The sequence below is a fragment of the Bradyrhizobium sp. USDA 4354 genome (assembly GCF_054060315.1).
Genome location: NZ_JBSSDC010000001.1, coordinates 7,517,741 through 7,543,635, shown reverse-complemented (window position 1 = coordinate 7,543,635; position 25,895 = coordinate 7,517,741). Strand labels below are relative to the sequence as shown.

General features: G+C 64.5%; 23 protein-coding genes. 14 read left to right on the top strand and 9 right to left on the bottom strand.

From position 1 onward, the window contains the following. Positions 1 to 7: 7 nt before the first annotated feature. The 5 genes from ACVIIV_RS35090 (at position 8) to ACVIIV_RS35070 (ending at position 5,086) form a co-directional block, all read left to right on the top strand. The gene (locus tag ACVIIV_RS35090) at positions 8 to 1,093 is read left to right on the top strand and encodes an ABC transporter ATP-binding protein (protein WP_456748272.1); all 1,086 of its coding nucleotides are present in this window, start codon (positions 8 to 10) and stop codon (positions 1,091 to 1,093) included. Continuing rightward, entirely contained in the window at positions 1,093 to 2,067 is a 975-nt protein-coding gene (locus tag ACVIIV_RS35085; protein ID WP_456748271.1) for a carbohydrate ABC transporter permease, read from the top strand. Before ACVIIV_RS35090 ends, ACVIIV_RS35085 begins: the two co-directional genes overlap by 1 nt. Beyond that, the gene (locus ACVIIV_RS35080; protein ID WP_456748270.1) at positions 2,067 to 2,873 is read left to right on the top strand and encodes a carbohydrate ABC transporter permease; all 807 of its coding nucleotides are present in this window, start codon (positions 2,067 to 2,069) and stop codon (positions 2,871 to 2,873) included. The genes ACVIIV_RS35085 and ACVIIV_RS35080 overlap by 1 nt, the downstream gene beginning before the upstream one ends. A 10-nt stretch (positions 2,874 to 2,883) precedes the next feature. Then, entirely contained in the window at positions 2,884 to 3,213 is a 330-nt protein-coding gene (locus ACVIIV_RS35075) for a DUF2160 domain-containing protein (protein ID WP_456748269.1), read from the top strand. A 130-nt stretch (positions 3,214 to 3,343) separates the two neighbouring features. Next, positions 3,344 to 5,086 (top strand): ABC transporter substrate-binding protein, encoded by a 1,743-nt coding sequence (locus ACVIIV_RS35070; protein ID WP_456748909.1) that lies wholly within the window; start codon positions 3,344 to 3,346, stop codon positions 5,084 to 5,086. A gap of 312 nt (positions 5,087 to 5,398) precedes the next feature. On the opposite strand, the gene ACVIIV_RS35065 is transcribed toward ACVIIV_RS35070, so the two are convergent. The 3 genes from ACVIIV_RS35065 to ACVIIV_RS35055 form a co-directional block, all read right to left on the bottom strand. Then, positions 5,399 to 6,499 (bottom strand): alkene reductase, encoded by a 1,101-nt coding sequence (locus ACVIIV_RS35065; RefSeq protein WP_456748268.1) that lies wholly within the window; start codon positions 6,497 to 6,499, stop codon positions 5,399 to 5,401. Between the two features lie 179 nt (positions 6,500 to 6,678). Then, on the bottom strand, positions 6,679 to 7,182 hold the full coding sequence (locus ACVIIV_RS35060) for a DUF1993 domain-containing protein (RefSeq protein ID WP_456748267.1): 504 nt from the start codon (positions 7,180 to 7,182) through the stop codon (positions 6,679 to 6,681). Positions 7,183 to 7,453: 271 nt separating this feature from the next. Further along, a complete protein-coding gene (locus tag ACVIIV_RS35055) occupies positions 7,454 to 8,749 on the bottom strand; it encodes a lytic murein transglycosylase (RefSeq protein WP_456748266.1) in 1,296 nt (431 codons plus the stop codon). A gap of 267 nt (positions 8,750 to 9,016) precedes the next feature. Here ACVIIV_RS35055 and ACVIIV_RS35050 point away from each other — a divergent pair, with 267 nt between their 5' ends. Further along, positions 9,017 to 11,341, top strand: coding sequence for an AI-2E family transporter (locus tag ACVIIV_RS35050; protein ID WP_456748265.1), 2,325 nt, complete (start codon positions 9,017 to 9,019; stop codon positions 11,339 to 11,341). A 40-nt stretch (positions 11,342 to 11,381) separates the two neighbouring features. Here ACVIIV_RS35050 and ACVIIV_RS35045 read toward each other — a convergent pair whose 3' ends face one another. Both ACVIIV_RS35045 and ACVIIV_RS35040 read right to left on the bottom strand, forming a co-directional pair. Continuing rightward, a complete protein-coding gene (locus ACVIIV_RS35045) occupies positions 11,382 to 13,322 on the bottom strand; it encodes a glycosyltransferase (protein ID WP_456748264.1) in 1,941 nt (646 codons plus the stop codon). Further along, entirely contained in the window at positions 13,319 to 14,665 is a 1,347-nt protein-coding gene (locus ACVIIV_RS35040) for an HlyD family secretion protein (protein ID WP_456748263.1), read from the bottom strand. Before ACVIIV_RS35040 ends, ACVIIV_RS35045 begins: the two co-directional genes overlap by 4 nt. A 286-nt stretch (positions 14,666 to 14,951) precedes the next feature. On the opposite strand from ACVIIV_RS35040, the gene htpX reads away from it, so the two are divergent. Together htpX and ACVIIV_RS35030 are read left to right on the top strand one after the other, a co-directional pair. After that, positions 14,952 to 15,899 (top strand): zinc metalloprotease HtpX, encoded by a 948-nt coding sequence (gene htpX, locus ACVIIV_RS35035; protein ID WP_456748262.1) that lies wholly within the window; start codon positions 14,952 to 14,954, stop codon positions 15,897 to 15,899. 134 nt (positions 15,900 to 16,033) lie between these two features. Then, a complete protein-coding gene (locus ACVIIV_RS35030; protein WP_456748908.1) occupies positions 16,034 to 16,675 on the top strand; it encodes a tetratricopeptide repeat protein in 642 nt (213 codons plus the stop codon). Between the two features lie 162 nt (positions 16,676 to 16,837). On the opposite strand, the gene ACVIIV_RS35025 is transcribed toward ACVIIV_RS35030, so the two are convergent. After that, entirely contained in the window at positions 16,838 to 17,194 is a 357-nt protein-coding gene (locus ACVIIV_RS35025) for a hypothetical protein (RefSeq protein ID WP_456748261.1), read from the bottom strand. Positions 17,195 to 17,360: 166 nt separating this feature from the next. Then, entirely contained in the window at positions 17,361 to 18,161 is an 801-nt protein-coding gene (locus ACVIIV_RS35020) for a hypothetical protein (RefSeq protein WP_456748260.1), read from the bottom strand. A 227-nt stretch (positions 18,162 to 18,388) separates the two neighbouring features. Between ACVIIV_RS35020 and ACVIIV_RS35015 the strand changes: the two genes are divergently transcribed. Further along, positions 18,389 to 18,682, top strand: a complete 294-nt coding sequence (locus ACVIIV_RS35015) for an antibiotic biosynthesis monooxygenase (RefSeq protein ID WP_456748259.1) — start codon at positions 18,389 to 18,391, stop codon at positions 18,680 to 18,682. A gap of 180 nt (positions 18,683 to 18,862) precedes the next feature. Here ACVIIV_RS35015 and ACVIIV_RS35010 read toward each other — a convergent pair whose 3' ends face one another. Then, entirely contained in the window at positions 18,863 to 20,308 is a 1,446-nt protein-coding gene (locus ACVIIV_RS35010; RefSeq protein WP_456748258.1) for a helix-turn-helix domain-containing protein, read from the bottom strand. A gap of 227 nt (positions 20,309 to 20,535) precedes the next feature. Here ACVIIV_RS35010 and ACVIIV_RS35005 point away from each other — a divergent pair, with 227 nt between their 5' ends. From ACVIIV_RS35005 to ACVIIV_RS34995, 3 genes are all read left to right on the top strand, one after another. Continuing rightward, a complete protein-coding gene (locus ACVIIV_RS35005; RefSeq protein WP_456748257.1) occupies positions 20,536 to 22,167 on the top strand; it encodes an isocitrate lyase in 1,632 nt (543 codons plus the stop codon). A 71-nt stretch (positions 22,168 to 22,238) separates the two neighbouring features. Then, positions 22,239 to 22,451 (top strand): DUF4170 domain-containing protein, encoded by a 213-nt coding sequence (locus tag ACVIIV_RS35000; protein ID WP_027575539.1) that lies wholly within the window; start codon positions 22,239 to 22,241, stop codon positions 22,449 to 22,451. 197 nt (positions 22,452 to 22,648) lie between these two features. Beyond that, positions 22,649 to 23,203 carry a hypothetical protein gene (locus tag ACVIIV_RS34995; RefSeq protein ID WP_456748256.1) on the top strand — a complete coding sequence of 185 codons (555 nt, stop codon included), beginning with the start codon at positions 22,649 to 22,651 and terminating at the stop codon, positions 23,201 to 23,203. A gap of 105 nt (positions 23,204 to 23,308) precedes the next feature. Here ACVIIV_RS34995 and ACVIIV_RS34990 read toward each other — a convergent pair whose 3' ends face one another. Next, on the bottom strand, positions 23,309 to 24,193 hold the full coding sequence (locus ACVIIV_RS34990) for a metallophosphoesterase family protein (RefSeq protein WP_456748907.1): 885 nt from the start codon (positions 24,191 to 24,193) through the stop codon (positions 23,309 to 23,311). A gap of 107 nt (positions 24,194 to 24,300) precedes the next feature. On the opposite strand from ACVIIV_RS34990, the gene ACVIIV_RS34985 reads away from it, so the two are divergent. Together ACVIIV_RS34985 and ACVIIV_RS34980 are read left to right on the top strand one after the other, a co-directional pair. After that, on the top strand, positions 24,301 to 24,792 hold the full coding sequence (locus ACVIIV_RS34985) for an NUDIX domain-containing protein (protein WP_456748255.1): 492 nt from the start codon (positions 24,301 to 24,303) through the stop codon (positions 24,790 to 24,792). An 87-nt stretch (positions 24,793 to 24,879) separates the two neighbouring features. After that, the gene (locus ACVIIV_RS34980; RefSeq protein ID WP_456748254.1) at positions 24,880 to 25,821 is read left to right on the top strand and encodes a glycosyltransferase family 2 protein; all 942 of its coding nucleotides are present in this window, start codon (positions 24,880 to 24,882) and stop codon (positions 25,819 to 25,821) included. The last annotated feature ends 74 nt before the right edge of the window (positions 25,822 to 25,895 follow it).

The following is a 25,895-nucleotide window of genomic DNA, read 5'->3' as shown; positions in this document are numbered from 1 at the left end:
ATGCGATATGGCCCGCATTGACCTCGTCGATCTCGCCCATTCCTACGGCGGCAATGATGCGCCGCAGGAGAGCTTTGCGCTGAAGCCCGTCACCATGACCTGGAGGCAGGGCGGCGCCTATGCGCTGCTCGGCCCAAGCGGCTGCGGCAAGACCACGCTGCTCAACGTCATCTCCGGCATCATCACGCCGTCGCGCGGACAGATCCTGTTCGACGGCAAGGACATCACACCGCTGTCAACCCAGAAGCGCAACATCGCCCAGGTGTTCCAGTTTCCGGTGATCTACGACACCATGACGGTGGGGCAGAACCTGGCGTTTCCGCTGAAGAACCGCGGCGTGCCGAAGGCCGATATCGACAGGCGCGTCGCCGAGATCGGCCGCCTGCTCGACCTCGAGCCTTATCTGAACCGCAAGGCGACGCGGCTCACGGCCGATGCCAAGCAGAAGATCTCGCTCGGCCGCGGCCTCGTCCGCTCCGACGTCGCCGCCGTGCTGTTCGACGAGCCACTGACGGTGATCGATCCCGAGCTGAAATGGCAGCTCCGCTCCAAGCTGAAGGCGCTGCATCGCGAGCTCGACCTCACGATGATCTACGTCACCCACGACCAGACCGAGGCGCTGACCTTCGCCGACACCGTGGTCGTCATGCATGACGGCCGCGTGGTGCAGAGCGGCACGCCGGCCGAGCTGTTCGAGAAGCCGGCCCATACCTTCGTCGGCTATTTCATCGGCTCGCCCGGCATGAACATCCTGCCGGCCGAGGTGAAGGGGCGCGAGGCCAAGATCGGCGGCCACGTCATTGCGCTCAACCGCGCTTACGACTATCTGCCCGCAGGCGCGAAGATCGAGATCGGCGTGCGTCCCGAATTCGTGGAGGTCGTTGCGCCGGCGCCGGGCCTGCTCACTGCGAAGATCGAGCGCATCGATGACCTTGGCCGTATCCGCTTCGCGCGGGCACGTCTCGGGGATGCCAAGCTGGCGGCGCGCGCCCCCGGCGGCTTCACGAGCTCAGACGGCAATGCCGGACTGAAATTCGACCCGTCGCACGTCCACGTCTATGCCGACAGCCTTCTGGTGGAGGGAGCCGCCTGATGGACAAGACCGTCAACCAAAAAGCCTGGTTCCTGGTGCTACCGGTGTTCCTGGTCGTCGCCTTCTCGGCGGTGCTGCCGCTGATGACGGTGGTGAACTATTCGATGCAGGACACCTTCGGCAACAACCAGTTCTTCTGGAACGGCGTCGGCTGGTTCAAGGAATTGCTCGATCCCTCGACCGATCTCGGCGGCCGATTTCTCGCCTCGCTCGGCCGCAATCTGTTCTTTTCGCTGGTGATCCTCGCGATCGAGGTGCCGCTCGGCATCGTTGTCGCGTTGTCGATGCCGCGCGAGGGCTGGACAGTCGCGGCCTGCCTCGTGATTCTCGCGCTGCCGCTGCTGATTCCGTGGAACGTGGTCGGCACGATCTGGCAGATTTTTGGCCGTCCGGACATCGGCCTGCTCGGCTATGCGCTCAACGCTGCCGGCTTCGACTATAATTACGTCTCCAACGACATCGACGCCTGGGTCACCGTCATCGTGATGGACGTCTGGCACTGGACCAGCCTCGTCGCGCTGCTCTGCTATGCCGGCCTGAAGTCGATTCCGGATGCATATTACCAGGCGGCGCAGATCGACGGCGCCTCGCGCTGGGCGGTGTTCAAGGCGATCCAGCTGCCGAAGATGAATCGCGTGCTGCTGATCGCGGTGCTGCTGCGCTTCATGGACAGCTTCATGATCTACACCGAGCCGTTCGTCGTTACCGGCGGCGGGCCCGGCAACTCCACGACCTTCGTCTCGATCGAGCTCGTCAAGATCGCGCTCGGCCAGTTCGACCTCGGCAAGGCCGCGGCGCTGTCGTTGGTCTACAACCTGATCATCCTGATCGTGTGCTGGATCTTCTACACCGTCATGACCAATGCCGGCGTCGAACGCAAAGTCCAGGCTTCGAGCGAGCCGGCGGTGGAGCCGAAGCCATCGGCTGTGCTCGAGCCCGTGCCCGCGCTCAAGCCAAAGGAAGGAGTGGCCTGATGCATTCTATCCCTGGCCGCCGCCTCATCATGGGGCTGTTCCTGGTCTTCCTGCTGCTGCCGATCTACTGGCTCGTCAACATGAGCTTCAAGACCAACAGCGAGATCGTCTCGACGATGACGCTGTGGCCGCATACTCCGACGCTGCAGCATTACAAGCGCATCTTCACCGACGAGAGCTGGTATTCCGGCTACATCAATTCGCTCGAATACGTCGTCCTCAACACCATCATCTCGATCTCGGTGGCGCTGCCGGCGGCCTACGCGTTCTCGCGCTACCGCTTCCTCGGCGACAAGCACCTGTTCTTCTGGCTCCTGTCGAACCGCATGGCGCCGGCCGCGGTCTATGCGCTGCCGTTCTTCAACCTCTATTCGGCGATCGGGCTGTTCGACACGCCCTGGGCCGTCGCGCTCGCGCACTGCATCTTCAACGTGCCGCTGGCAGTCTGGATCCTGGAAGGCTTCGTCTCCGGCGTGCCGCGCGAGATCGACGAGACCGCCTTCCTCGACGGCTATTCCTTTCCGCGCTTCTTCATCAGGATCCTGGTGCCGCTGATCGCGAGCGGCATCGGCGTCGCCGCCTTCTTCTGCTTCATGTTCTCCTGGGTCGAGCTGCTGCTGGCGCGCACGCTGACCTCGGTGCATGCAAAGCCCATAGCCGCGATCATGACGCGCACGGTGTCGGCGGCGGGCATGGACTGGGGCCTGCTGGCTGCCGCCGGCGTGCTCACCATCATTCCGGGCGCGCTCGTGATCTGGTTCGTCCGCAACTATATCGCGCGCGGTTTCGCGCTCGGCCGGGTCTAGGGAGGCTCACATGGAATCCATCGCATGGATGGCCTGGACGTTGCCGACCGCGATCTTCTTCGCCGCACTGGCCTGCACGCTCGCCGTGATGACTTGGCTCGCCGCGGTCTATCCCGAGGCCGAGCGCGTCGGCGTGCTGCGCATCCCGACCACGCGCGGCGACCGCCTGTTCGTCTCGCTGATCGTGGCCGCCGTCATCCACCTCGTGTGGATCGGCCTTGTCGGCACCGATGCGATCGCCACGCTGCCGATCGGCGAGGATGGTTTTGAGATTTCGAGCCTGTGGCTCGCATCAGGAATTTCGCTGGTCACGGCCGCGCTCATTTTCCGCACGGTCTGAAGCTTGCGAAGGGACGGCCAGATCCGGGGCCAACCCGGGCCTGTATAAAAGTTTGTCGCTGCAACGGAGGAACAACATGCGACAGTTTAGGAGAAGGAAAGGTCCATTGACCAAGAATAGTTTTCTGACCATGTCCAGCGCCGCTGCGATCATCGCAGTGTCGTTCGCCGTCTCGGCGCCGGTTCGCGCCGCCGACGAGGCCGTGATCCAGAAGTGGATCGCGGAATTCACGCCTTCGACGCTGTCGAAGGAAGACCAGAAGAAGGAGCTGGAGTGGTTCGCCAAGGCCGCCGAGCCGTTCAAGGGCATGGAGATCAACGTCGTCTCCGAGACGATCACGACTCATGAATACGAGGCGCAGACGCTCGCCAAGGCATTCTCCGAGCTCACCGGCATCAAGCTCAAGCACGATCTCATCCAGGAAGGTGACGTCGTCGAGAAGCTCCAGACCCAGATGCAATCCGGCAAGAACGTCTATGACGGCTGGATCAACGACTCCGACTTGATCGGCACGCATTTCCGCTACGGCCAGACCATTGCGCTGTCGGACTACATGACCGGCGAGGGCAAGGACGTCACCAACCCCATGCTCGACGTCAACGACTTCATCGGCAAGTCGTTCGGCACCGGGCCGGACGGGAAGCTCTACCAGCTGCCCGACCAGCAGTTCGCGAACCTCTACTGGTTCCGCTACGACTGGTTCACCAATCCCGACTACAAGGCCAAGTTCAAGGCCAAGTATGGCTACGAGCTCGGCGTGCCCGTGAACTGGTCGGCCTATGAGGACATCGCCGAGTTCTTCACCAACGACATCAAGGAGATCAACGGCGTCAAGGTCTACGGCCATATGGATTATGGCAAGAAGGACCCCTCGCTCGGATGGCGCTTCACCGACGCCTGGCTGTCGATGGCCGGCAACGGTGACAAGGGCATTCCGAACGGTCTGCCGGTCGACGAATGGGGCATCCGCATGGAGGGCTGCCGCCCGGTCGGCTCTTCGGTGGAGCGTGGCGGCGACACCAATGGTCCGGCCGCAGTCTACTCGATCACCAAGTACCTCGACTGGATGAAGAAGTATGCCCCGCCGCAGGCGCAGGGCATGACCTTCTCCGAGTCCGGCCCCGTGCCGTCGCAGGGCAACATCGCCCAGCAGATGTTCTGGTACACCGCCTTCACTGCCGACATGGTGAAGCCGGGTCTGCCGGTGGTGAATGCGGACGGTACGCCGAAGTGGCGTATGGCTCCGTCGCCGCACGGCTCCTACTGGAAGGAAGGCATGAAGCTCGGCTACCAGGACGCCGGCTCCGCCACGCTGCTGAAGTCGACGCCGCCGGATCGCCGCAAGGCAGCCTGGCTCTATCTCCAGTTCATCGTCTCCAAGTCGGTGAGCCTGAAGAAGAGCCATGTCGGTCTCACCTTCATCCGTGAATCCGACATCTGGGACAAGTCGTTCACCGAGCGTGCGCCGAAGCTCGGTGGCCTGATCGAGTTCTACCGCTCGCCCGCGCGCGTGCAGTGGACCCCGACCGGCAACAACGTGCCCGACTATCCGAAGCTCGCGCAGCTGTGGTGGCAGAACATCGGCGATGCGTCGTCCGGTGCGAAGACGCCGCAAGCCGCGATGGACGCTCTCGCGGCGGCCCAGGACTCCGTGTTGGAGCGCCTGGAGAAGTCCGGCGTGCAGGGCGCCTGCGGCCCGAAGCTGCACAAGAAGGAGTCGGCCGAGTACTGGTTCGCCAAGGCCCAGAAGGACGGCACCATCGCGCCCCAGCGCAAGCTCGCCAACGAGAAGCCGAAGGGCGAGACGGTCGACTACGACACGCTGATCAAGTCGTGGCCCGCCACGCCGCCGAAGCGCGCGGAAGCGAAGTAACCGGCGCGTAACGCCATCAAACACGAAAGGCCGGGAGCGATCCCGGCCTTTTTCTTTTACGCTTGTGGCGCGATCTCTCACCACTGTCATTGCGAGCGCAGCGAAGCAATCCAGACTGCTACCCGCGGAACGATTCTGGATTGCTTCGCTGCGCTCGCAATGACGAGATTGTGGGACGGCCTTACCGCACTCACGACTGTCATTGCCCGCAAAGGCGGGCGATCCAGCACGCCGCGGCCTCTCGGATGAATCTCGCTGCTGGTGGAATACTGGATGCCCCGCCTTCGCGGGGCATGACAGTGCGCTACTGCGCTATTCCGCCGGCTCGGCCGCCAGCGTCGCGTAATCCGTATACCCCTTCGCGCCGCCGCCGTAGAAGGTGGCCTTGTCCCAGTCGTTCAGGCCTGCGCCCTGCTTCAGCCGCTCGACCAGGTCGGGGTTGGAGATGAACGGCTTGCCGAAGGCGATGAGATCGGCCGCGTTCGCGTCCAGCACCTTTGTCGCGAGATTGAAATCATAACCGTTGTTGGCGACGTAGGCGCCGGAGAAGCGCTTGCGCAAGGAGGCATAGTCGAACGGCGCGATGTCGCGCGGCCCGCCGGTGGCGCCTTCGACGACGTGGAGATAAACGAGCTTCAGCGCGCTGAGGCCGTCGACGATGTGATCGAAAAGCGGTTGCGGGTTGCTGTCGGAGAGATCGTTCGCCGGCGTCACCGGCGAGATGCGGATGCCGGTGCGATCGCTGCCGGCCTCAGTGGCGACGGCCTTGGCGACTTCCAGCATCAGCCGCGCGCGGTTCTCGATCGAGCCGCCATAGGCGTCGGTGCGCTTGTTGGCGCCATCCCTGGCGAACTGGTCGAGCAGATAGCCGTTGGCGCCGTGGATCTCGATGCCGTCGAAGCCGGCTTCCAGCGCATTCTTGGTCGCGCGCTTGAAATCGTCGATAATCCCTGGAATTTCGGAAAGCTCGAGTGCGCGCGGCTCGGAGACGTCGGCGAAGCCGCCGTTGACGAAAGTCTTGCCCTTGGCGCGGATTGCGCTTGGCGCCACCGGAGCTGCTCCATTCGCCTGGAGATCGACATGCGAGATGCGGCCGACATGCCAGAGCTGGATGAAGATCTTGCCGCCGCGCTCGTGGACGCGGTCGGTGACCTTGCGCCAGCCGGCGACCTGATCCTTCGAGTAGATGCCGGGCGTGTCCTGGTAACCCTGACCCTGCTGCGAAATCTGGCTCGCTTCGGTGATCAGGAGGCCTGCGGAGGCGCGCTGGCCGTAATAGTCGGCGGCGAGCGCGCCGGGCACGAACGTGCCGGGAACGGCGCGGTTGCGCGTCAGCGGCGCCATGACCAGGCGATTGGCCAGCGTGATCGGGCCGAGCTTGTAGGTCTCAAACAATTTGGTCGAACGGCTCATGGGAAATGTTTCCAGGCGGTGAGAGGTCTGAAACACTTGTGCATCGCGACGATCAGCGCAAGAGCGGAGCCATACGCAAAGTGCAGGCGGGCTACGCGGCAAGGGCCGCGTAGCATAATTCGTGCGCAATTTCGGCCACGACAGTGGATTGCGACTGTCGCGGTCGTGCGATTTGGCAATCAGTTTGCGCCCATGAAATCGCGTTTGCCGATCTCGACGCCGTTGTGACGCAAAATACCGTGGGCGATTGCGGCGTGGAAATAGAAGTTCGGCAGCGAGAACGAGCTCAGGAATTGCTGGCCTTTCATGGTGATGGATTTGTCGGGGCCGGCCGGGAAGGTGACGTCCCTGACATCGGCGCCTTCGAACTGCTCGGGCTTGAACGATTTCACATAGTCGATCGTCCTCGCCAGCCGCTGCTTCAATTCCGCGAAGCTGGTCTCCGTGTCGGGCGTCGACGGCACCTCGCTATGGGTCAGCCGGGCACAGCCCTTGGCGGCGAAATCGCTGACGAGCTGGATCTGCCTCGACAGCGGCAGCATGTCCGGGAAGAGGCGCGAGCCGAGCAGGACGCTGGGATCGATCTTCTTGGCCGTGCAATGCGCCTCGGCTTTGGTGAGCAGCCCGGTCACGCTGTTCAGCATTTGCAAATAGGCGGGGACGACGGCGTCGTAGAAGGACATGTGATGCTCGCTTCAATGGTGGGAAATCTCAGGAGAAAACCTGAGCCACTCACATGGGAGCCTCATGGAAAAATACAATCGCGGAAGCGGCTTGTGCGATGCGAAAATTCTCTCGCGCTGCTCGCGGTAGCATCGCGCCACACCCTCACTGTCATCGCCCGGCTCGACCGGGCGATCCAGTACGCCGAGGCGGTTGTGGCTGAATCAAGAGGCCGCGGCGTACTGGATGCCCCGGTCAAGCCGGTCAAGCCGGGGCATGACAGAGGAGGGTTTAGCGGATCGTCGTCTGTGGCTGCGCCTGCGCCGTGCTGCCGCGCATCCGCGCGAGCAGCTCCGCCGTCGGCCAGGAATCCGCCGGCAGGCCGTACTTGATTTGCATCGCCTTCACAGCAGCGCGGCTTTGCTGGCCGAGCACACCGTCGACCTTGCCGACATTGAAGCCGGCGCGCACCAGCAGCTGCTGCAATTCCTTGAGCTCGTTGAACGGCAATTGCGCGACCGGCGCCGCCGGCTTGCGCATCGGCGCGGCACCGGCGATGCGCGAGGCGAGATAGCCCGCGGTGGTCGAATAAATCAGCGAGTTATTCCACTCGGTGTAGGCCGCGAAATTGGGGTAGGCCATGAAGGCGGGACCAAAGCGTCCCATCGGCAGCAGCACGGAGGCCGCAAGATTGTCGTTCGGCAGCGGCCGTCCGTCGGGATAGGTGACCCCCAGCTGCGCCCATGTCGAGCGCGGCTCGCGCACCGTGAGATCGGTCTTGTCCCACGGCAGGTTCGGCGGCACCTTGATCTCTTCCAGCCATGGCTCGCCGCGCCGCCACTTCAGTCCATTGGCGATGTAGTTGGCGGTCGAGCCGATCACGTCGGCGCCGGAGCGCAACAGGTCGCGCCGTCCATCGCCGTCATAATCGACCGCGTAGTTGACGTAATGCACGGGCAGGAATTGCGTCTGACCGAGCTCGCCGGCCCAGGAGCCGATCATCTCGTCGGGATGCAGATCGCCGCGGTCGATGATCTTCAGCGCGGCGATGGTCTCGTTCACGAACATCTCGGAGCGGCGGCAATCATAGGCGAGCGACACCAGCGATTTCAGCGTCGGCAGGTTGCCCATGTTGGCGCCGAAGTCGCTCTCGAGGCCCCAGAATGCGGCGATCACGGCGGGCGGCACGCCATAGTCTTTTTCGGCGCGTGCAAACGCCGCGGCGTATCGCTTGATGTGCTGCTGCCCGTTCTGCATGCGATAGGGCGCGGCCATGCGGCCGGCAAATTCGGTGAAGAGCTGCCCGAACACGCGCTGGCCGCGGTCACGGTTGACGATGCCCTGGTCGTAGACGAGATACGGCGAAGCCTCAGCGATCGTCCGCTGCGAGACGCCGGCGGCCACCGCTTGCTGCTTCACGTCGGCGAGGAAGCGATCGAAGCTCGCTCCATTGTGGCATGAGGCGGCGCGCGGCGAGGAGGCCTTCGGCACTGCGGGCTTGGCAGGAGGCGGAAGCATTTGGGCGGAGACGGTGGCGGTGCATGCGAGAAGCGTGACGGCCGCGATCAGAAATCGGGTCTGGACCATGGGGGTTCCGGCGGGGAGGGGGCAGGCGTGGATTCGGCCGAAGTTTAGGTGAAGCGGCCGCCCCAGACTATCCCCACCCTGCACCTGATCCGGAGGACGATAGGCCGCCCGCCTTGGTGCGCAGGGCATGCGCTTAGGCCCGGTTGGATCAAACCCGCCGAATCGGGGTTGACCTGTCGAAATCCTTACTGAGAGGCTCGTCCTATGGCCGAGTTGCCTCCGGCCTCGCCGCAACGAACACCGGCCGTGCGAGCCGCGGCCTCGCCCATGCTCACGGCCGGCGGCATCGTCCTGGCCATCGGAGCCCTCTATCTCGGCCGGGAAATCTTCGTTCCTTTTGCCCTTGCGATCCTGCTGAGCTTCGTTCTCACGCCCTTGGTCAATTGGCTGAGACGTTGGAAAGTGCCTCGCATTGCAGCGGTATTAATTGCCGTTTCCATTGCCTTCATCGTCGTCTCAGGGATCGCCTTGGTCGTTGGGCGCCAACTGGTCCAGCTCGCCGGCAACCTTCCCAATTATCAGACCACCATCACCGAGAAGATCCGCTCGTTGCAGAGCTCCGCGCCGGGCGGTGGGGTCGTCGACGCCGTCACCACGACGATGCAGGATCTCGGCAGAGAGATCTCGGGAGACGAGAAGAAGTCGGCGGCTGCGTCCTCCCGGCTTGACACCGGTGGTGAGAGTCGGGAGCCTGTCACCGTGCGGGTGGAGCCGCCACAGCCGAGACCGCTGGAGCTCATTCGCTCGGTCATAGGTCCATTGCTGGCGCCGCTTGCGACTTCCGGGCTGGTCGTCATTTTCGTGATCTTCGTGCTGCTCGAGCGCGAAGACTTGCGCGATCGATTCATCAAGCTGGCGGGAGCCGGTGACCTTCAGAAGAGCACCCAAGCCATCAACGATGCTGCCTCGCGGGTCAGCCGTTATCTGCTGATGCAGCTCGTTGTTAATCTAACTTATGGCGTGCCGATCGGCGTTGCACTCTACTTTGTTGGCGTACCGAACGCGATTCTTTGGGGCCTGCTCGCAGCGGTACTCCGATTCATTCCCTATCTCGGTCCTTTTCTGGCTGCGATATTTCCCGTTGCCCTGGCCATTGCCGTCGATCCGGGCTGGACGATGCTGTTCTGGGTCGTCGGTTTGTTCGTTACGGCTGAACTCGTCAGCAACAATATTATCGAGCCTTGGCTTTACGGCTCCAGCACCGGGCTGTCATCCCTTGCAATCATCATCGCCGCGATCTTCTGGACGATGCTGTGGGGACCCGTCGGGCTATTTCTGGCGACACCTTTGACCGTCTGCCTCGTCGTCATTGGGCGCTACGTCCCGCAGTTGGAGTTCCTTGGCATTCTTCTCGGCAGCGACCCTGTGCTCGCGCCGGAGGAGCAACTCTACCAGCGCCTATTGGCTGGCAACCTGGAGGAGGCGGTTGAGTTCGCCGAGAACTATGTAGACGAGTGTTCCTCGCGCGAGCTGTACGATAACGTGGGAATTCCAGCGCTGCGCTTGGCGGAGAATGATCGTCAGCGCAGCAGCATCGACACCAACTACCGGCGTCTCGTTGCGGATACGGCTATCTCGGTTGTGCGGGAGGTTGACGACCATATCCGCGAGAAAGCACCTGCAGTGGAAGAGGGAAATCACACCGCGCAGCGACCATGCGTCCTCTGTCTCGCAGGACGCACGGAGCTCGATCACGCAGCGGCGGAGATGCTCGCCCAGGTGCTTGAGGAGCGCAACATCGGCGCCAAGGTCTTGCCGCCGATCGTGGTCAGTCGGGGAGCATTGGAGCAACTTGATCTCCAGGGGGTCGACGTGGTGTGCCTGTCCTACTTTCACCCGCAGCCACAGGTCTACGCCCGCTATGTCTTTCGTCGCCTGCGCCGTCGGGCTCCCCAGGTGAAGCTTGCCGCCTGCTGCTGGAATTTGATCGCTGGAACGGAACAGACGGGAGAGCTCAAGACCCAGATGGCGGCCGACGCGGCATTCGCCTCTCTCCAAGCATGTGTCGAGCAGGTTGAAGCATGGGTCGGTCGCGCGTCAGCTCTCGGCGATACGCCTCAGCTCACGGCCGACGCCGAACGTGCGCAGCTCGCCGCGCTGCGCGGCCTTGGCTTGGACGCCTCGAAACGTCAGGACCTGGATGAGGCGTCCAGAAAGGTCGCGCAGGCGTTCAACGTTCCGATCGCGCTGGTGACATTGGTCGATAATATTCAGCCAACCGCCGCTGAAAGCCGCGCCCAAGAAGTTCAAGCAGGTCTGCCGAGCAATCACGAGGGCTCCCTCGACGCGCATGTGATCGCTGCAGACGATATGCTGGTTTCGGAGGATGTGACCGAAGACCCGCGCTTCGCCGACGATCCGCATGTGCTGGAGAGAGGCATTCGCTTCTACGCGGGAGTCCCGCTACGGACTTCATCCGGTCATGTTGTAGGCTGCCTTTGTGTAATCGATACTCAGCCGCGGGAGTTCACCGACCGAGATCGTTATCGTCTGCAGGAGATGGCGAAGCAATTGATGATCGATATTCAGAGCACCCAAGGGACTACAGGCGTCGTTTCGGATAGCTTGAGAGAGGTGCATTCCGCCCCCTAGCGGAGAGGGAAGCCGACATTGGCGCTACGAGTGCGTGGCGCTAGCCGAACAGCCGCATCAGCAGTGCTTTTCCGACCGGGAGCGCCCTGACGCCCCTATAGCCGCGGACATATTCGCCGGCATAAAACGCTCTGATCGCATGCACGCGCGTATCCATGCCCTCGTCGAACCGGACCGCGAATCCGTCCGTGGTCCGCCGCACCACGATCGCTGCGACCGAGCGGCCATAGATCCGGCATTCGATCGTGCTTCCGGGCGCCGGCGGATCGGGATCGATCAGGCGGGCGCCGGTGATGGAGATGTCGGCGAGCCGCGCGAGATGCGACCTGCCGTCTTGGCGCAGCAGCACCGGCTCATTGCGCGTGAAGCGCTCCGCCTTGCGCTTGCGCGGCTGCTCGATGCAGACGAAGCAGACCACGGTGAGGATGAGCGCGTTGTAGAGGCTCCAGGCCAGCGCCAATCCGCCATAGGCGATGTTCTCGCCGCGCAGATGCAGGATGAAGGCATAGGCGATGGCCGCGAGCGTGATGATAAGGGCGGTGCCATAGAGCCGCAGCAGCGGCCATTCGACGAACCTCTGGTCGCGGTCGCCGCCCTTCGCGGTAACCTTGAACTTGTGTCCCTTCGGCTTCAGCAGGCCGGCCGCAACCGCCTTGAGCACGGCGGGCGCGGCGATGAGCTGCGAGACGTCCGTCATCATCGCGAGCGAGCGGCCGTGCGACAGCCAGGCCATGGCGAGACCGTTCCAGACATAGAACGGCAGAAAGACGCGCATCAGCTCGGTCAGATCGGCCCGAACCGCCTTGATGCCGAACAGCAGGAACAACCATGGCACCACGAGGCCGGCGACCTTCGAGGTGTAGACCGCGGCCCAACTCATGAAGGCGTCGAGCAGCGAGAGCCGGTCGATGAAGGCAAGCTTCGACCGCCGTGAGAGCGGTCCGCTGCGGCCGCGCACGATCTGCATCAAGCCAAGGCACCAGCGCGCGCGTTGCGTGATGTATTCCTTCAGCCCTTCGGGCGCGAGCCCGATCGTCAGGCGCTCGTTGAGATAGATCGTATTGAGGCGGCATTCCCTAAGGCGCAGGCTGACGAGATAGTCTTCGGTCACCGAATCGGTCGGAAACCCGCCGATCTGCACCAGCCCGGCATAGCGAATGAGGGATGAGGTGCCGCAGCAGAACGCGACACCCCAGGCGTCCTTCGCCGGCATTAGGATGTCGAAGAAAAAGCGTTGCTCGTCGGGCCAGACGTCGGTCGCGGCGAGGTTGGTCTGGATCGGGTCGGGATTGATGAAGTGCTGCGGCGTCTGCACCACGCCGACCGACGCATCGTCCATGAGCGGGATGGTTCGCGCCAGGAAGTCGGGCCGCGGCACGAAGTCGGCATCCAGAATGGCGACGAATTCCGGCGGCTGCGGCAGCCCGCCGACATGCTTGAGCGCGTGATTGATGTTGCCGGCCTTGGCGTGGCGGTTGTCGGGCCGGGTCAGATAATGGCAGCCGAGCTCGGCCGACAGGCGCCGGAGCCAGGGCCGCCTTCCGTCGTCGAGCACCCAGACGCGGTAATTGCCGTAGTCCATGCCGGTCGCGCCGATGATCGTGCGCTCGAGGATCGATCGCTCCTCGTTGTAGGTGCAGATGAAGACATCGATCAACGGCGCGAGCAGATCTGTGGCGCGGCCGTCGATCCGCGCTGCGCCGGTGCGGTCGCGCGTCCGGCTCAGGAACAGCAGCGACAACGCGACCGCGACCAGCGAGGCCGCCTCCAGCAGCATGAAGGGGTAGCCGATCGCGGCATCGACGGTCAGATGCGGCGGCGGGAGCGTCGCCGTGACCCGCCAATGGAGATAGCGCAGCAGCAAGGCCACCGACACGATGGCCAGCAACGAGCGGGCCATCGTGTTGTCGCGCCGGAGCAGCGCCACGATCACCATGAAGGCGCCGAGCGTAATCAGGCCGGGCGTCAGCGCCGTCGTCACGGCGTGGTCTCATGCCTGGCAAACACGACGCGGCCAGTGCGTCCCACGGTGCAATCGCGGGCCGCGCCATCGCGTGATGCCACGGTCACGCGATAGGGCTCCTTGCTCAGCGCGTCCGGATTGATGGCGAGATTGGCGGGCGCACCGGCGGCGCCGGTCAGATTGACCACGCTGCCGGAGATCGGCTCGCCGCCGTCATTCGGCTCGAAGGTGGCGCGGTCGCCGAGCTGCAGGCGGTTGTAGACGTTCTCGGTGACATTGGCCGTGATGACGGCGCCGCTGCAGTCGAGCACCTTGAGCAGGGGCTGGCCGGCCTGCACGTCCTCGCCCGGCGAGGTCATCATCTCCCAGACCCGCCCCGCGACGGGTGTCGTGATGTTGGCTTCCGACAGATCGGCGAAGCGAACCTCCTCCACGATGATCTCGCTGGCGAGCCAGGCGATCTCGGTGTCGGTGCGTGCGAGGTCGGCCTCGAGGTCGCTCGCGCGCTGGCGCATCTCTTCCTCACGCTGTACCGAACTTGGCCGGTCGTTGTAGCTGTCGCCGAGGAACGAGCCGTTCTGCGCGGCGGCGAGCTCGACCTTCGCCGCATCCAGCCGCTTGCGCGCGCCGAGCTCGGTCTGCTGCGACACCGAGAGCTCGCGCGTCAGCCGTGCCAGTTCGACGGTCGAGACGTTGCCGGATTTCGCCAGCGAGGAGGCGCGTTCGACGGCGGCGTTGGCCTCGTCCCTCCGCGCTGCCGCCGCCTCGATCGAGGTCTGGATCTCGCCGATGCGGGCCTCGAGCTGGAGCACGCGCCCATTGCGGAATTGGGCGGCCTGACGCGCCAGGTCCTTTTGCGCCGCTTGCGCCGAGGCGAGCTTCGCCGCAAGGCTCGGTCGTTCGTTCTCCATGCGCGATTTCTGCCGCCGGAGATCGTCGAGCCGGGTACGATCGCCGCGCGGGTTCACCACGCGCAGGACCACGGTTCCGGCATCTAGCTTGGCAAGGTCGGTGACGCGCTGGGCGGCTGCGACGCGGCCACCGATCGGCGTGCGCAACGTGACGAGGCGGGAATTCAGCACGGCCTCAACGCTCGAATATTCCCAGATCGCGCGCAGCGGTAGCCAACCGAACACGGCGATGATGGCAAGTCCGATGGCGATCTTGGCGCCGCGCCGCAGATACGACTGGCGGCGCTCTGGTTCCGGCGCGGTTTGCCCATCGGATTGGTGGCTGCCCTCGTCATGGGCGAACAGCTGATCGTGCAGCGCCTCCTGCAAGCCCTTCGCGTCAGTTTTGCTCTTGTCACGTGAGGGAGCGGATGTGGGGTCGACGGAAGCGGCGCGTGAGCGGTCCATCATGACGTCACCTTGCTGACGAGATGCCAACGGAACCGGTCAATGCACAAGAACCGTGCGACGTGCCCGGTTACCGCGGATTAAGCCAGCGCTGCGCTTTCCAGGTTGCTAAGTGTCCACGTGTGTTTTTGCGTAAATCCCCGTCAAGGTTTAGCGGCGGCGGAAAGGCTAGCCGCACCGCCATAGATCTGCGGCCCGGCGACGCACGAACCTTGCGGTCGTGGGCGGCATTCATACTTCGGGGGAAGCCGGCCAGAGGCGCGCCCGCGGCTGGCTCGAGGAGACGGCCATGAACTATTTTCGTACCGCGATGCTGCTTGCAGGCCTGACTGCCCTTTTCATGGGCGTCGGCTATCTGATCGGTGGCGCCTCCGGCGCGATGATCGCGCTCGTCATTGCCGCCGCGACCAATATCTTCACCTACTGGAACTCCGACCGCATGGTGCTCTCGATGTACGGGGCCCATGAGGTCGACCGTTCGACCGCGCCGGAACTGGTCGGGCTCGTCGCCGAGCTTGCGGGCCGCGCTGGCTTGCCGATGCCGCGCGTGTTCCTGATGGATGAGATGCAGCCCAATGCATTCGCGACCGGTCGCAATCCTGAAAACGCCGCGGTCGCCGTCACCACCGGTCTTGTACGCCAGCTCAGCCGCGAGGAGCTCGCCGGCGTGATCGCGCACGAGCTCGCGCATATCAAGCATCATGATACGCTGCTGATGACCATCACTGCGACCATCGCGGGCGCGATCTCGATGCTGGCGCAGTTCGGCATGTTCTTCGGGGGCCACCGCGACAACAACAGCGGTCCGGGCATCGTCGGCTCGATCTTGTTGATGATCCTCGCCCCGCTCGGCGCCATGCTGGTGCAAATGGCAATCAGCCGCACCCGCGAATATGCCGCGGACAATCTCGGTGCGCGCATCGTGGGACAGCCGATGTGGCTGGCCTCCGCGCTGGTGAAGATCGAGGGCGCCGCGCACCAGGTGCCGAACTACGAGGCGGAGCGGAATCCCGCGACCGCGCACATGTTCATCATCAATCCGCTGTCGGGCCACGGCGTGGACAATCTGTTCGCCACCCATCCCTCGACGCAGAACCGCATCGCCGCCCTCCAGCAACTCGCGGCCGAGCTCGGCACGCGGGCGGCGCCGTCGGTCGGCGCCAACGAAAACGACCCGCCGCGCGGCCCCTGGGGCCGATCGTCCTCGCGTGGCCCCTCACGTGGACCTTGGGGCTAACGGAACCGGTGAGGATTTGCGTCCGGCTTGTGACCTGGCGCACACAGGGTCGTCCCCGCCGGTGTTAACACCTCGACGTGACCATTCCTTCGAAAGGGGATTCGTGGCCGGCCCGCTGCCGGCCACCGTCGATGATGACCAGAGCTGCCGTACCATTGCTGATTGTCCTTTGCGTGCTCGTCGGCTTGTCCACGCACATGGTCGTCAATTGCGGCGACGAGGACGATCCCGACATCTGCTCGGCCGTGATCGGCTTCTCGCCGCTGCGGGGCTCGCTGATCGCCTTCGCCTATGAGGGGCGCGGGCGGATCGCACTGCGCCACGGCGACTTCAAGCGGGCGATCGCCGATTTCGACGAGGCCATCCATCTCAATCCCAACCGCGCCTCGCTCTATCGGGACCGGGCGCTGGCGCGCCGGCAGAACGGCGACCTCGAGCTTGCCATTGCGGATTACGACGAGGCGATCGCGCATGATCCCAGGCGCGCCGCGCCCTATCACCAGCGCGGTCTCGCGCTTGCCGCCATGGGCGATTTCGACCGCGCCATCCTGAGCTACAACACGGCGGTCCGCCTCGACCCTTCCGACGCGCAGGCTCATCTCGATCGCGGTCTCGCGTTTCTCACCCGCGGCCAGATCGACGATGCCCGCGCCGATTTCGAGGCCACGCTGGCGCTGCCCGTCGGCAAGGACGGCCGCGCGCGAGAGGCCGCACGCGCCAAGCTGGCCGAACTCGCTAGCGCCGAGCCGACCCGGATGTCGTCGCCGAGAAGGTGAGGGAGTTGTCTCCCTCTCCCCGTTCTTACGGGGAGAGGGTTGGGGTGAGGGGCTCTATCCACACGCGCGGTCGTCGCGGTAGCTGTACCCCCTCACCCGGATTGCATCTGCGATGCAATCCGACCTCTCCCCGCAAGCGGGGAGAGGTGAAGGCACCTCGCCTTACTTCGCCTTCTTGGCTTTTGCCTTCTTCGCCTTGGCGGCCTTCTTCGCCGGCTTCTCGTCCTTCACGTTCTTTTCCACCTTCACCGCAACCGGCGTGCTGGCGGCGAGCCGCATCGACCGCGCGTAGCTGTCGGCGACGTTGTCGGCGGACATCTGCAGGCGCTTGGCGGCGGCGGTGGCCTGCTCCATGGTGGCCTTGGCCATCATCTTGAAGCGCTCGCCGGTCTCCTTGCCCTTGGCCTTGGCCGCGAGGCCGTTGAAGCGATCCCGCCGCTCCTTGGCGCGGGTCATCAGACCCGTATGCAGCTGTCTGGCCAGTTGCCGGATCACGACATCCAGGTCGGCGTCCGCCATGTTCTCTTATCCCCTTCGAAAGACGGTATTGATGCGGCGGGACTATGCAGATCGGGCCCCGCCTTGGCAATTCCCGCCAGCGCGTCATCCGCAGCTTCCGGCTGACAAAACAAAAAAGCCGCGCATTTCGCGCGGCTTTTGGCTGGCTTGGCTTGAGAAGACTGCCTCACTTCAGCGAGGCCACCGGGCCGTTCGACGCCGCCGGCTCGGGATCGAAGCCGAACACGCCGACCAGGTATTTGTAATAGTCCGGCATCTTCTCCTTGAGCGCCTCGCGCGACTTCGGATCGTGGAATTCGCTCTTTCCGGAGAGGAAGATGCTGGCGGTCACGGCGAAGAACTCCATCGGGTTCTTCATCGCGTAGGATTCCTTCGGGAGGAGCTCCTTGGACTTGGCCAGCGCATAGTAGCCGATCACGCCCTTGTTGGCGTAGCCGTCCGGCAGAAGCCGCGCATGATAGGCGTGCAGCAGCTCGTGCAGCAGCACGGCCTCCTTTTCGTAGCGCATCATGTCCGGCCGCAGCATGATCACGCCGAGTCCCGAATCGACCGCGAGATCGACGGCGTTCGGATTGGTCCAGCGCTGCTTGGCGGGATCCCAGACCGTGAGGGTCCGGGGCGCGGTGCGCTGCATATCCGGCGTGACCCGGCCGTAGCAGGCGGTGGCGGCGCCTTCGTCGAGGCAGGCGAGCTCGCTCGCGACGATCGGAACGGTGTGGAAGAAGCGCAGCACGCGCGGGGAGAGGCCGACGCCTTCGACGACGTCGATCTGGCTCTTCAGGTTCTCGGTGAGCTTGTCGACATCCTTGCGATCGCGGTTCTCGGAGATGTCGAACATGTAGCCACGGTAGCTCTGGAAGCCCGGCGGCAGCGGCTGGGCCGCGTCGGAATCGAGCGATCCGGCATGGGATGGATTGGCGAAGAGCGCGCCGACGATGGTTGCGGTCAGCAGCAACGCAATGCGCATGATGAACCCCCTGATGTCACTTCGCCCGGCAGGATAGGCCGCCCTTGTTTGCGAAAAGTGAGTGCGGCGAGACTAAGGCACCGATGTTGAGGCGTGCTTAATCCCCGGTTGCGGATCGCGGAGGCGGATTAGGATCAGGTTAACCAAGCGTGGATTGGCGGTGCGCTTCGGCGTAACATCCCGCCCGGGCTCCAGGCCCTCACATCAGGAGCCGGAAGGAGGATGCCATGTATGCCGCCATCCGTCAGGCCAAGGCGAAAAGCGGGAGCGCGGAAGAGCTGGCGCGCCGCATCAAGGACGGTGCCGTTCCGATCATCAGCGACGTCGACGGTTTTCGCGCCTATTACGTCGTCTATGCTGGCGACGATACGGTCACCGCGATCTCGATCTTCGACAAGTTCGAGCAGGCCGAGGAGGCGAACAGGCGCGCGATCGCTTGGATCGAGAAGGATCTCGGCTCGCTGCTGGCAGGCGACGCACGCGCCGTGGCTGGGCCGGTGATCGTGCATACGCTGGCGTGAAGTGCGGCAGTCTCGTGCCCCGGACGCAGCGCAGCGCCCCCGGCGATGCGAAGCATCGTCCGGTGCGGTGCGCTGCAGAGCCGGGGCCCATGGTGCGGCGTGCGTGGCTCGCTGGGTCCCCGCTCTGCGCAGCAGCGCAAGAGCGCTGCTGCGCGTCCGGGACACGAGAGCTGAATACCCTCACAACTCCCGTGCATTCGAGAACGCGAAGCTCGACACCCGCCGCGTCGTCTCGTCCAGAATCAACGTGCGCGTGATCGGCGGCTCGGCGCGCTGGGCGCAGTTTTCGCGCTCGCAGAGCCGGCAGTTGACGCCGATCGGCGTGCCGTCTGTCTTCTCGAGGTCCATGCCCGCGGCGTAGGTCAGGCGCGCGGCGTGGCGGATCTCGCAGCCGAGGCCGATGGCAAAGCGCGGCTGCGGAAGCGGATGCGGCGCGACGGGACGACGCACCATCTGCGCAATCGAGAAATAGCGTGTGCCGTCGGGCAATTCGATCACCTGCTTGAGCAGGCGGTCCGGCGTATCGAAGGTCGAGTGCACGTTCCACAGGGGGCAGGTGCCGCCGAATTTCGAGAACGGGAAGGTGCCGGACGAGAAGCGCTTCGAGACGTTGCCGGCATTGTCGACGCGCAAGAGGAAGAACGGAATGCCGCGCGCATTCGGCCGCTGCAGGGTGGTGAGGCGGTGGCAGACCTGCTCGAAGCCCGAATTGAAGCGCTGCGCCAGCACGTGGATGTCGTAGTTCAGCGCCTCGGCGGCGGCGAGGAATGCGGGGTAGGGCATCATCACCGCCGCCGCAAAGTAATTGCCGAGCGTGATGCGGAACAGCCGGCGCGGCGCATCATCCAGCGGACCGGCGCGGCCGATGATGGTCTCCAGGTGCTGCGCGCATTCACCTAAGCCGAGCTGGAAGGCGAGCTGGAATGCGCGGCCGGGCGGGTCGACCAGCTCCGAGATCAGGAGCTGGCGGCGGTGGCGGTCGAAGCGCCGAAGCGTCTCGCGCATCACATCGACCGGCATGATGCGGGTTTGGATCGAGTGCTTCTCGCGCAGGCGCGCAACCAGCGCCGCGTACAGCCCCTCGGCCGGCACGTTCAGCTCATCGCGCAGATTCTCCGCAGCCTGCTCCAGCTCCGGGAAATAGTTGCGGTTGGCCTCGATCAGCTCGCGCACGCGCTCGACCGGATTGGCCTCATAGCGCGTGCCGACGTCGCGGTCGGCCATTTGCGCGGCGGCCAGCGTCTCGCCCTGGCGCGCCTCGGTATAGGCGGCGTAGAGCCGCTGCAGCGCATGGGTGACGCCGGGGCAGAGCTCGGCGAGGTCGCGCAGTTCCTGCTTGGGAACGTCGATCTGGCGGAACAAGGGATCGGAGAAGATCTCGTTGAGCTCGGCGAAGAAGCGGTCCTCGTCGGCGGTGGCGAGGTCGCGCAGGTCGAGGTCGTAGGTCTCGGCCAGCCGCAGCAGGATCTGGGCCGTCACCGGGCGCTGGTTGCGCTCGATCAGGTTGACGTAGCTCGGTGAGATCCCCAGCCCCTCGGCGATCTGGGTCTGCGACAACCCCAATTGTTGACGGATCCGCCGGAAGCGCGGGCCGACGAACAGTTTCTTCCCGGACTCGGCGGGCATTGTCAGGTCTCCAGCGGCATCAAGGTCAACATATCTGACCTATGATTTACAAAATTTACAAAATAACATCTATTACATGTTCTGATGTTACATGACATCACCAATAAAAAACAAGGCCTCTATACGAAGTTTCTGTTTCGCGTTTAGCTCCTGACACGCATATCGCAATGCACTGTCAAGAATGTCGATGGCAAGCCATCGCCGTCGTCAGCGAAAGGATCAGGCACATGAATTACCAGCCCCGTGGCATCAACGCGCTCCAGCGCCCGTCCTCGTATCGGGACGAGGTCAAGGCGGCCCAGGCGCTCCTTGAGACCCAGCCGACCTGGAACGGCGTCTCGGCCGAGGCCGTCGCCCGCATGCGTCTGCAGAACCGCTTCAAGACCGGCCTCGACGTCGCCCGCTACACCGCGGCTTTGATGCGGGCCGACATGGCCGCCTATGACAACGACCCCACCAAGTACACGCAGTCGCTGGGCTGCTGGCACGGCTTCATCGCCCAGCAGAAGCTGATCTCGGTCAAGAAGCACTTCGGCAAGACCGATCGCACCTATCTGTACCTCTCGGGCTGGATGATCGCGGCGCTGCGCTCCGAGTTCGGCCCGCTGCCTGACCAGTCGATGCACGAGAAGACCTCGGTGCCGGCGCTGATCGAGGAGCTCTACACCTTCCTGCGTCAGGCGGACTCGCGCGAGCTCAACGACATCTTCCGCAGCCTCGACAAGGCGCGCAAGGAAGGCGACAAGATCCGCGAGAAGGAGCTGATCGAGAAGATCGACAACTTCCAGACCCATGTCGTCCCCGTCATCGCCGACATCGATGCCGGCTTCGGCAACGCCGAGGCGACCTATCTGCTCGCCAAGAAGATGATCGAGGCGGGCGCCTGCGCGCTGCAGATCGAGAACCAGGTCTCGGACGAGAAGCAGTGCGGCCATCAGGACGGCAAGGTCACCGTGCCGCATGAGGTCTTCCTGGCGAAGATCCGCGCCTGCCGCCACGCCTTCCTCGAGCTCGGCGTCGAAGACGGCATCGTCGTGACCCGCACCGACTCGCTCGGCGCCGGCCTGACGCAGCAGATCGCCGTCAGCCACAAGCCCGGCGACATCGGCGACCAGTACAACAGCTTCCTCGATTGCGAGGAAGTCACGCCGGAGAACGCCCGCAACGGCGACGTCATCATCAACCGCAACGGCAAGATGATGCGTCCGAAGCGGCTGCCCTCCAACCTCTACCAGTTCCGCCCCGGCACCGGTGCGGACCGCTGCGTGCTCGACTGCATCACCTCGCTCCAGAACGGCGCCGACCTGCTCTGGATCGAGACCGAGAAGCCGCATATCGAGCAGATCGCCAGCATGGTCGACCGCATCCGCAAGGTGGTGCCGAACGCCAAGCTCGCCTACAACAACTCGCCCTCGTTCAACTGGACGCTCAACTTCCGTTGGCAGGTCTATGACGCCTGGAAGGAAGCCGGCCAGGATGTCAGCAAGTACAACCGCGCCGATCTGATGAAGGCGGAATATGACGACACGCCGCTGGCGAAGGAGGCCGACGAGCGTATCCGCACCTTCCAGGCGGATTCGGCCAAGCGCGCCGGCATCTTCCACCACCTGATTACGTTGCCGACCTATCACACGGCGGCGCTGTCGACCGACAACCTCGCCCGCGAGTATTTCGGCGAGCAGGGCATGCTCGGCTACGTCAAGAACGTCCAGCGCGCCGAGATCCGTCAGGGCATCGCCTGCGTGAAGCACCAGAACATGGCCGGCTCCGATATCGGCGACGACCACAAGGAGTACTTCGCCGGCGACGCTGCGCTGAAGGCGGGCGGCGCCCACAACACGATGAACCAGTTCGGCTAACGGCGGATCGGACCGGTCTGGACGCCAGGTTGGAGTCCAGGCCGGTCACGCACCTCAACAGGAGACTGACAATGACCAAAGGCAGCAATTTCTGGGTGATCGGCGGCGAGTTCGGTTCGATGAACTTCCACAAGCTCGTGGAAGGCTCGGCCCAGGTCAAAGGTCCGTTCAAGTCCCGCAAGGAAGCCGAGGACTGCTGGCGCGAGGTGTCGGAAGAGAGCCGCCACAAGGCCGGCGTCCGCTTCTCGATCGTGGAAGAGCCGCAGCGCGCCCCGGCAGCCTGATCAGGCGGCTGCCGAGCTGAATTAAGAAGACGTCCAAGGACGGATGGTCCCATCCAGGCCTTAAGCCTGGGTGGGATCGTCTGTTTTTGGTACAGGTGAAACGGCTGTGGGCGCCGTAAGTATCTGGAATTGTGGGCCTTTGCGGAGGGGGTGGTTGCTGATAGGTTAATGACGGAAAGTCGAGGACGAGGCCGACAATGTCAGAGCCCGAGACCAGCGGGACCCATCCCGGCCAGCCGCGCCCGGTGCGGCTGCGCGATGCGCTGCTGCGCGCGCGGATCGAGGCCGCCGACCGGACCGGCGTTGTCGTCGATCTCAGGGACGCCGAGGTGGCGCGGCTCGAGATCCTCAACGATGCGCTCGATCCTCTGTTCGCGCAGGTGCCGGATACGATCGACCTGTTCGATCGCGGCATCAGCCAGGGCGATACGCCGAGACTCTGGATCGACGTCGTCGCCCACATCGTGATGGGGCGCGACAAGCGGATGTACCGCTTCGTCCAGGACACTCGCTTTGGCCGCATCGTGCTCGCCGAATCGCACGACACCGCTGTGATCGTCGAGGCCGTCACCGACTATGTCGCCCGCCGCATGATCGAGCGTGAGCGTGCGATGGTGGTCCCGCCCGAACCGCGAGCAGCGGCGACCGAGCCGCCGCGCCGCTCGCGCCTCTGGCCGTTCGTGTTCGGCTTCGTGCTCGGCGCTGCCGCGTTGTTCGGGGTCGCCCTGGTTGCGGCCCTGCGGAGCTGGTGAGGTTCTCTCCACCGTCATTGCGAGGAGCCCTTGCGACGAAGCAATCCAGAATCCCTCCGCGGAAAGACTCTGGATTGCTTCGCTTCGCTCGCAATGACAGCGGCTCTAAATCAGCCGCACATGCTTGATCTGCCCGATCTGGAATCCAGCCCCCAGGCTCCGCACCGTCTGCTCGCAGCGCCAGCCGGCGTTGTCCTTCTCGATTCTGAACAGATTGTACGCCGCCGCGGGATAGCGGCCGTGCGCGAGCGCGGAGGCCGAGGGCACGCCGAGCGCGGGAATGTTGCCGTTGGGGCCTTCGACCCATATCGTCGAATGAACGTGGTCGTGCCCGTGCAGGACCAGCTCGACGCCGTGGCGCTTCAAGAGCGCCAGCAATTCCGGCGCGTCCGTCATCCGCTTCTGGCGCGCGCTGGACTTCAGCGGATGATGCACCAGCAGCACGCGGAAAACGTCCTCCGCCGCGAGCCGTTCGAGGACCTCTGCGAGCGAGGCGAGCTGATCGCGCCCGAGCGTGCCCGTCGCCATCAGCGGCAGGGTCGGCACCGCCGTGGACAGGCTGATGAGCGCGAGCGGCCCGCGCCGGCGCACCGCCGGGAAGGCCGCGGCGCCAGGAGTATCCGCGGCGATGTAGTGCAGGAACGTCTCGCCGAAGCGATGACGCGTCGCGCTGACATAGGCGTCGTGATTGCCGGGAATCGCGGTCACGCGGTCGGGCGGACCGACGCTCTCGAGCCAGTCCAGGGCCGGCGCGAATTCCGCCTCCAGCGCGAGGTTGACGAGATCGCCCGTCACCGCGATGTGGTCGGGCGCCTGCGCCTTCATGTCGGCGACCACCGCGTCGAGAACCTCGCGGCGCTGGTACTTGTGGCGATTGCGCGTCCAGTTGACATAGCCGAGCGCGCGCTTGCCGGCGAGCTCGATCAGCCGCGGTTTCGGCAAAGGCGGCAGATGCGGGTCGGACAGATGGGCGAGCGTGAAGGGGGCCAGCGTGAGGGGAGTCATGGCGCGCGATTGCCTCGCTATTGCTCCGCTGTAATGGCAAGGTCGCGAGGAACGCGCAAGCCGGGCCTGAACCGCGGCGGCAGGGAAATCTGATGGGAGAACGTTTGAACCGGGTCCGACGGAGATTCGAGCCGTTGCTGCGGCGGATCTTCCACGTCTATTTCCTGCTCGTCCGCGGCATGACGCTCGGCGTCCGTGCCGTGGTGCTGGATCCCGACAATCGCGTGTTCCTGGTCAGGCACAGCTACGTCAGCGGCTGGTATCTGCCCGGCGGCGGCGTCGATTTCGGCGAGGCCATGGAAGAGGCGCTGCGGCGTGAGCTCAAGGAGGAGGGCGATATCGATCTCACCGGCGAGGCGGTCCTGCACGGCATCTTCCTCAACAGCCACGTCTCCCGCCGCGACCACGTCGCGGTCTATGTGGTCAGGCAGTTCAGGCAGGACCGCCTGCCCGGGCCCAACCGCGAGATCGTCGAATGCGGGTTCTTCGCCATCACCGCGTTGCCCGAGGCCACCACGCCCGGCACGCGGCTGCGGATCGCGGAAGTGCTCGATGGCAGGCCCCCGATTGCGACGTGGCGCTGAGGGCGGCCTGTGCTAGTAACCCGCTCGACGCGCACGGCAGGCCACGCCGCTCGGGCGCGAGCCGACAAGCCTCGGAGTGCCGTCGCGATGACCTCAACGCAACTTCGCATCGCCGTGCTGGTGCCCTGCTACAACGAGGAGGCGGCGGTCGCAACCGTCGTTGCCGGTTTCCGCAAGGCGCTGCCCTCGGCGGAGATCTACGTCTACGACAACAATTCGCGCGACCGGACCGCCGCGGTCGCGCGCGAAGCCGGCGCGATCGTGCGCAGCGAGCGGCGGCAAGGCAAGGGCCACGTCGTGCGCCGCATGTTCGCGGACATCGAGGCCGACGTCTATGTGCTGGTCGACGGCGATGCCACCTACGATGCGCCGAGCGCGCCCGGCATGATCGACAGGCTGCTCGACGATCGTCTCGACATGGTGGTCGGCCTTCGCGTCGATCAGGCCCAGGCCGCCTACCGGCTCGGCCACCGCACCGGCAACCGCATGCTCACCGACTTCCTGTCGTCGACCTTCGGTCACGCTTTCAAGGACATCCTGTCCGGCTACCGGGTGTTCTCGCGCCGCTTCGTCAAATCCTTCCCCGTCCTCTCCGACGGTTTCGAGATCGAGACCGAGCTCGCGGTCTATGCGCTGGAATTATCGCTGCCGGTCGCCGAGATCGAGACGCCCTATTACGCGCGCCCCGAAGGCTCGTTCTCGAAGCTCAACACCTGGCGCGACGGCTTTCGCATCCTCGGCACCATGCTGAAGCTCTACCGTTCGGAGCGCCCGTTGCGCTTCTTCACGGTGATCGGAATCCTGCTGGCGCTGGCCTCGGTGATCCTGGCGATCCCGATCGTGATCACCTTCATCGAAACCGGCCTCGTGCCGCGCCTGCCCACCGCCGTGCTGTCGATGGGCCTGATGATCATGGCGCTGCTGTCGGTGTCGTCGGGGCTCGTGCTCGACACGGTCACGCGAGGGCGGCGGGAGATGAAGATGCTGGCCTACCTGTCCCAGCCGGCGTTGAAACCGGACGCAGGTTGAGCCAAGCCTGCAGTTCGCCCGCTGGGGAGAGGTGAAGCCCGGCACCGACACCGCCCATGGACCTTCGCATGCGC

What these genes read in the sequence shown, in the direction of transcription:
- ACVIIV_RS35000 (WP_027575539.1), top strand. Translation starts at nt 22,239, where the DNA reads ATGACCAAAGGCAGCAATTTCTGGGTGATCGGCGGCGAGTTCGGTTCG.
- ACVIIV_RS35060 (WP_456748267.1), bottom strand. Translation starts at nt 7,182, where the DNA reads ATGTCCTTCTACGACGCCGTCGTCCCCGCCTATTTGCAAATGCTGAAC.
- ACVIIV_RS35015 (WP_456748259.1), top strand. Translation starts at nt 18,389, where the DNA reads ATGTATGCCGCCATCCGTCAGGCCAAGGCGAAAAGCGGGAGCGCGGAA.
- ACVIIV_RS35090 (WP_456748272.1), top strand. Translation starts at nt 8, where the DNA reads ATGGCCCGCATTGACCTCGTCGATCTCGCCCATTCCTACGGCGGCAAT.
- ACVIIV_RS35050 (WP_456748265.1), top strand. Translation starts at nt 9,017, where the DNA reads ATGCTCACGGCCGGCGGCATCGTCCTGGCCATCGGAGCCCTCTATCTC.
- ACVIIV_RS35040 (WP_456748263.1), bottom strand. Translation starts at nt 14,665, where the DNA reads ATGATGGACCGCTCACGCGCCGCTTCCGTCGACCCCACATCCGCTCCC.
- ACVIIV_RS35025 (WP_456748261.1), bottom strand. Translation starts at nt 17,194, where the DNA reads ATGGCGGACGCCGACCTGGATGTCGTGATCCGGCAACTGGCCAGACAG.
- ACVIIV_RS35030 (WP_456748908.1), top strand. Translation starts at nt 16,034, where the DNA reads ATGACCAGAGCTGCCGTACCATTGCTGATTGTCCTTTGCGTGCTCGTC.
- ACVIIV_RS35075 (WP_456748269.1), top strand. Translation starts at nt 2,884, where the DNA reads ATGGAATCCATCGCATGGATGGCCTGGACGTTGCCGACCGCGATCTTC.
- ACVIIV_RS35005 (WP_456748257.1), top strand. Translation starts at nt 20,536, where the DNA reads ATGAATTACCAGCCCCGTGGCATCAACGCGCTCCAGCGCCCGTCCTCG.
- ACVIIV_RS35010 (WP_456748258.1), bottom strand. Translation starts at nt 20,308, where the DNA reads ATGCCCGCCGAGTCCGGGAAGAAACTGTTCGTCGGCCCGCGCTTCCGG.
- ACVIIV_RS35020 (WP_456748260.1), bottom strand. Translation starts at nt 18,161, where the DNA reads ATGCGCATTGCGTTGCTGCTGACCGCAACCATCGTCGGCGCGCTCTTC.
- ACVIIV_RS35055 (WP_456748266.1), bottom strand. Translation starts at nt 8,749, where the DNA reads ATGGTCCAGACCCGATTTCTGATCGCGGCCGTCACGCTTCTCGCATGC.
- ACVIIV_RS34980 (WP_456748254.1), top strand. Translation starts at nt 24,880, where the DNA reads ATGACCTCAACGCAACTTCGCATCGCCGTGCTGGTGCCCTGCTACAAC.
- htpX (WP_456748262.1), top strand. Translation starts at nt 14,952, where the DNA reads ATGAACTATTTTCGTACCGCGATGCTGCTTGCAGGCCTGACTGCCCTT.
- ACVIIV_RS34995 (WP_456748256.1), top strand. Translation starts at nt 22,649, where the DNA reads ATGTCAGAGCCCGAGACCAGCGGGACCCATCCCGGCCAGCCGCGCCCG.
- ACVIIV_RS35085 (WP_456748271.1), top strand. Translation starts at nt 1,093, where the DNA reads ATGGACAAGACCGTCAACCAAAAAGCCTGGTTCCTGGTGCTACCGGTG.
- ACVIIV_RS34985 (WP_456748255.1), top strand. Translation starts at nt 24,301, where the DNA reads ATGGGAGAACGTTTGAACCGGGTCCGACGGAGATTCGAGCCGTTGCTG.
- ACVIIV_RS35080 (WP_456748270.1), top strand. Translation starts at nt 2,067, where the DNA reads ATGCATTCTATCCCTGGCCGCCGCCTCATCATGGGGCTGTTCCTGGTC.
- ACVIIV_RS35065 (WP_456748268.1), bottom strand. Translation starts at nt 6,499, where the DNA reads ATGAGCCGTTCGACCAAATTGTTTGAGACCTACAAGCTCGGCCCGATC.
- ACVIIV_RS35070 (WP_456748909.1), top strand. Translation starts at nt 3,344, where the DNA reads ATGTCCAGCGCCGCTGCGATCATCGCAGTGTCGTTCGCCGTCTCGGCG.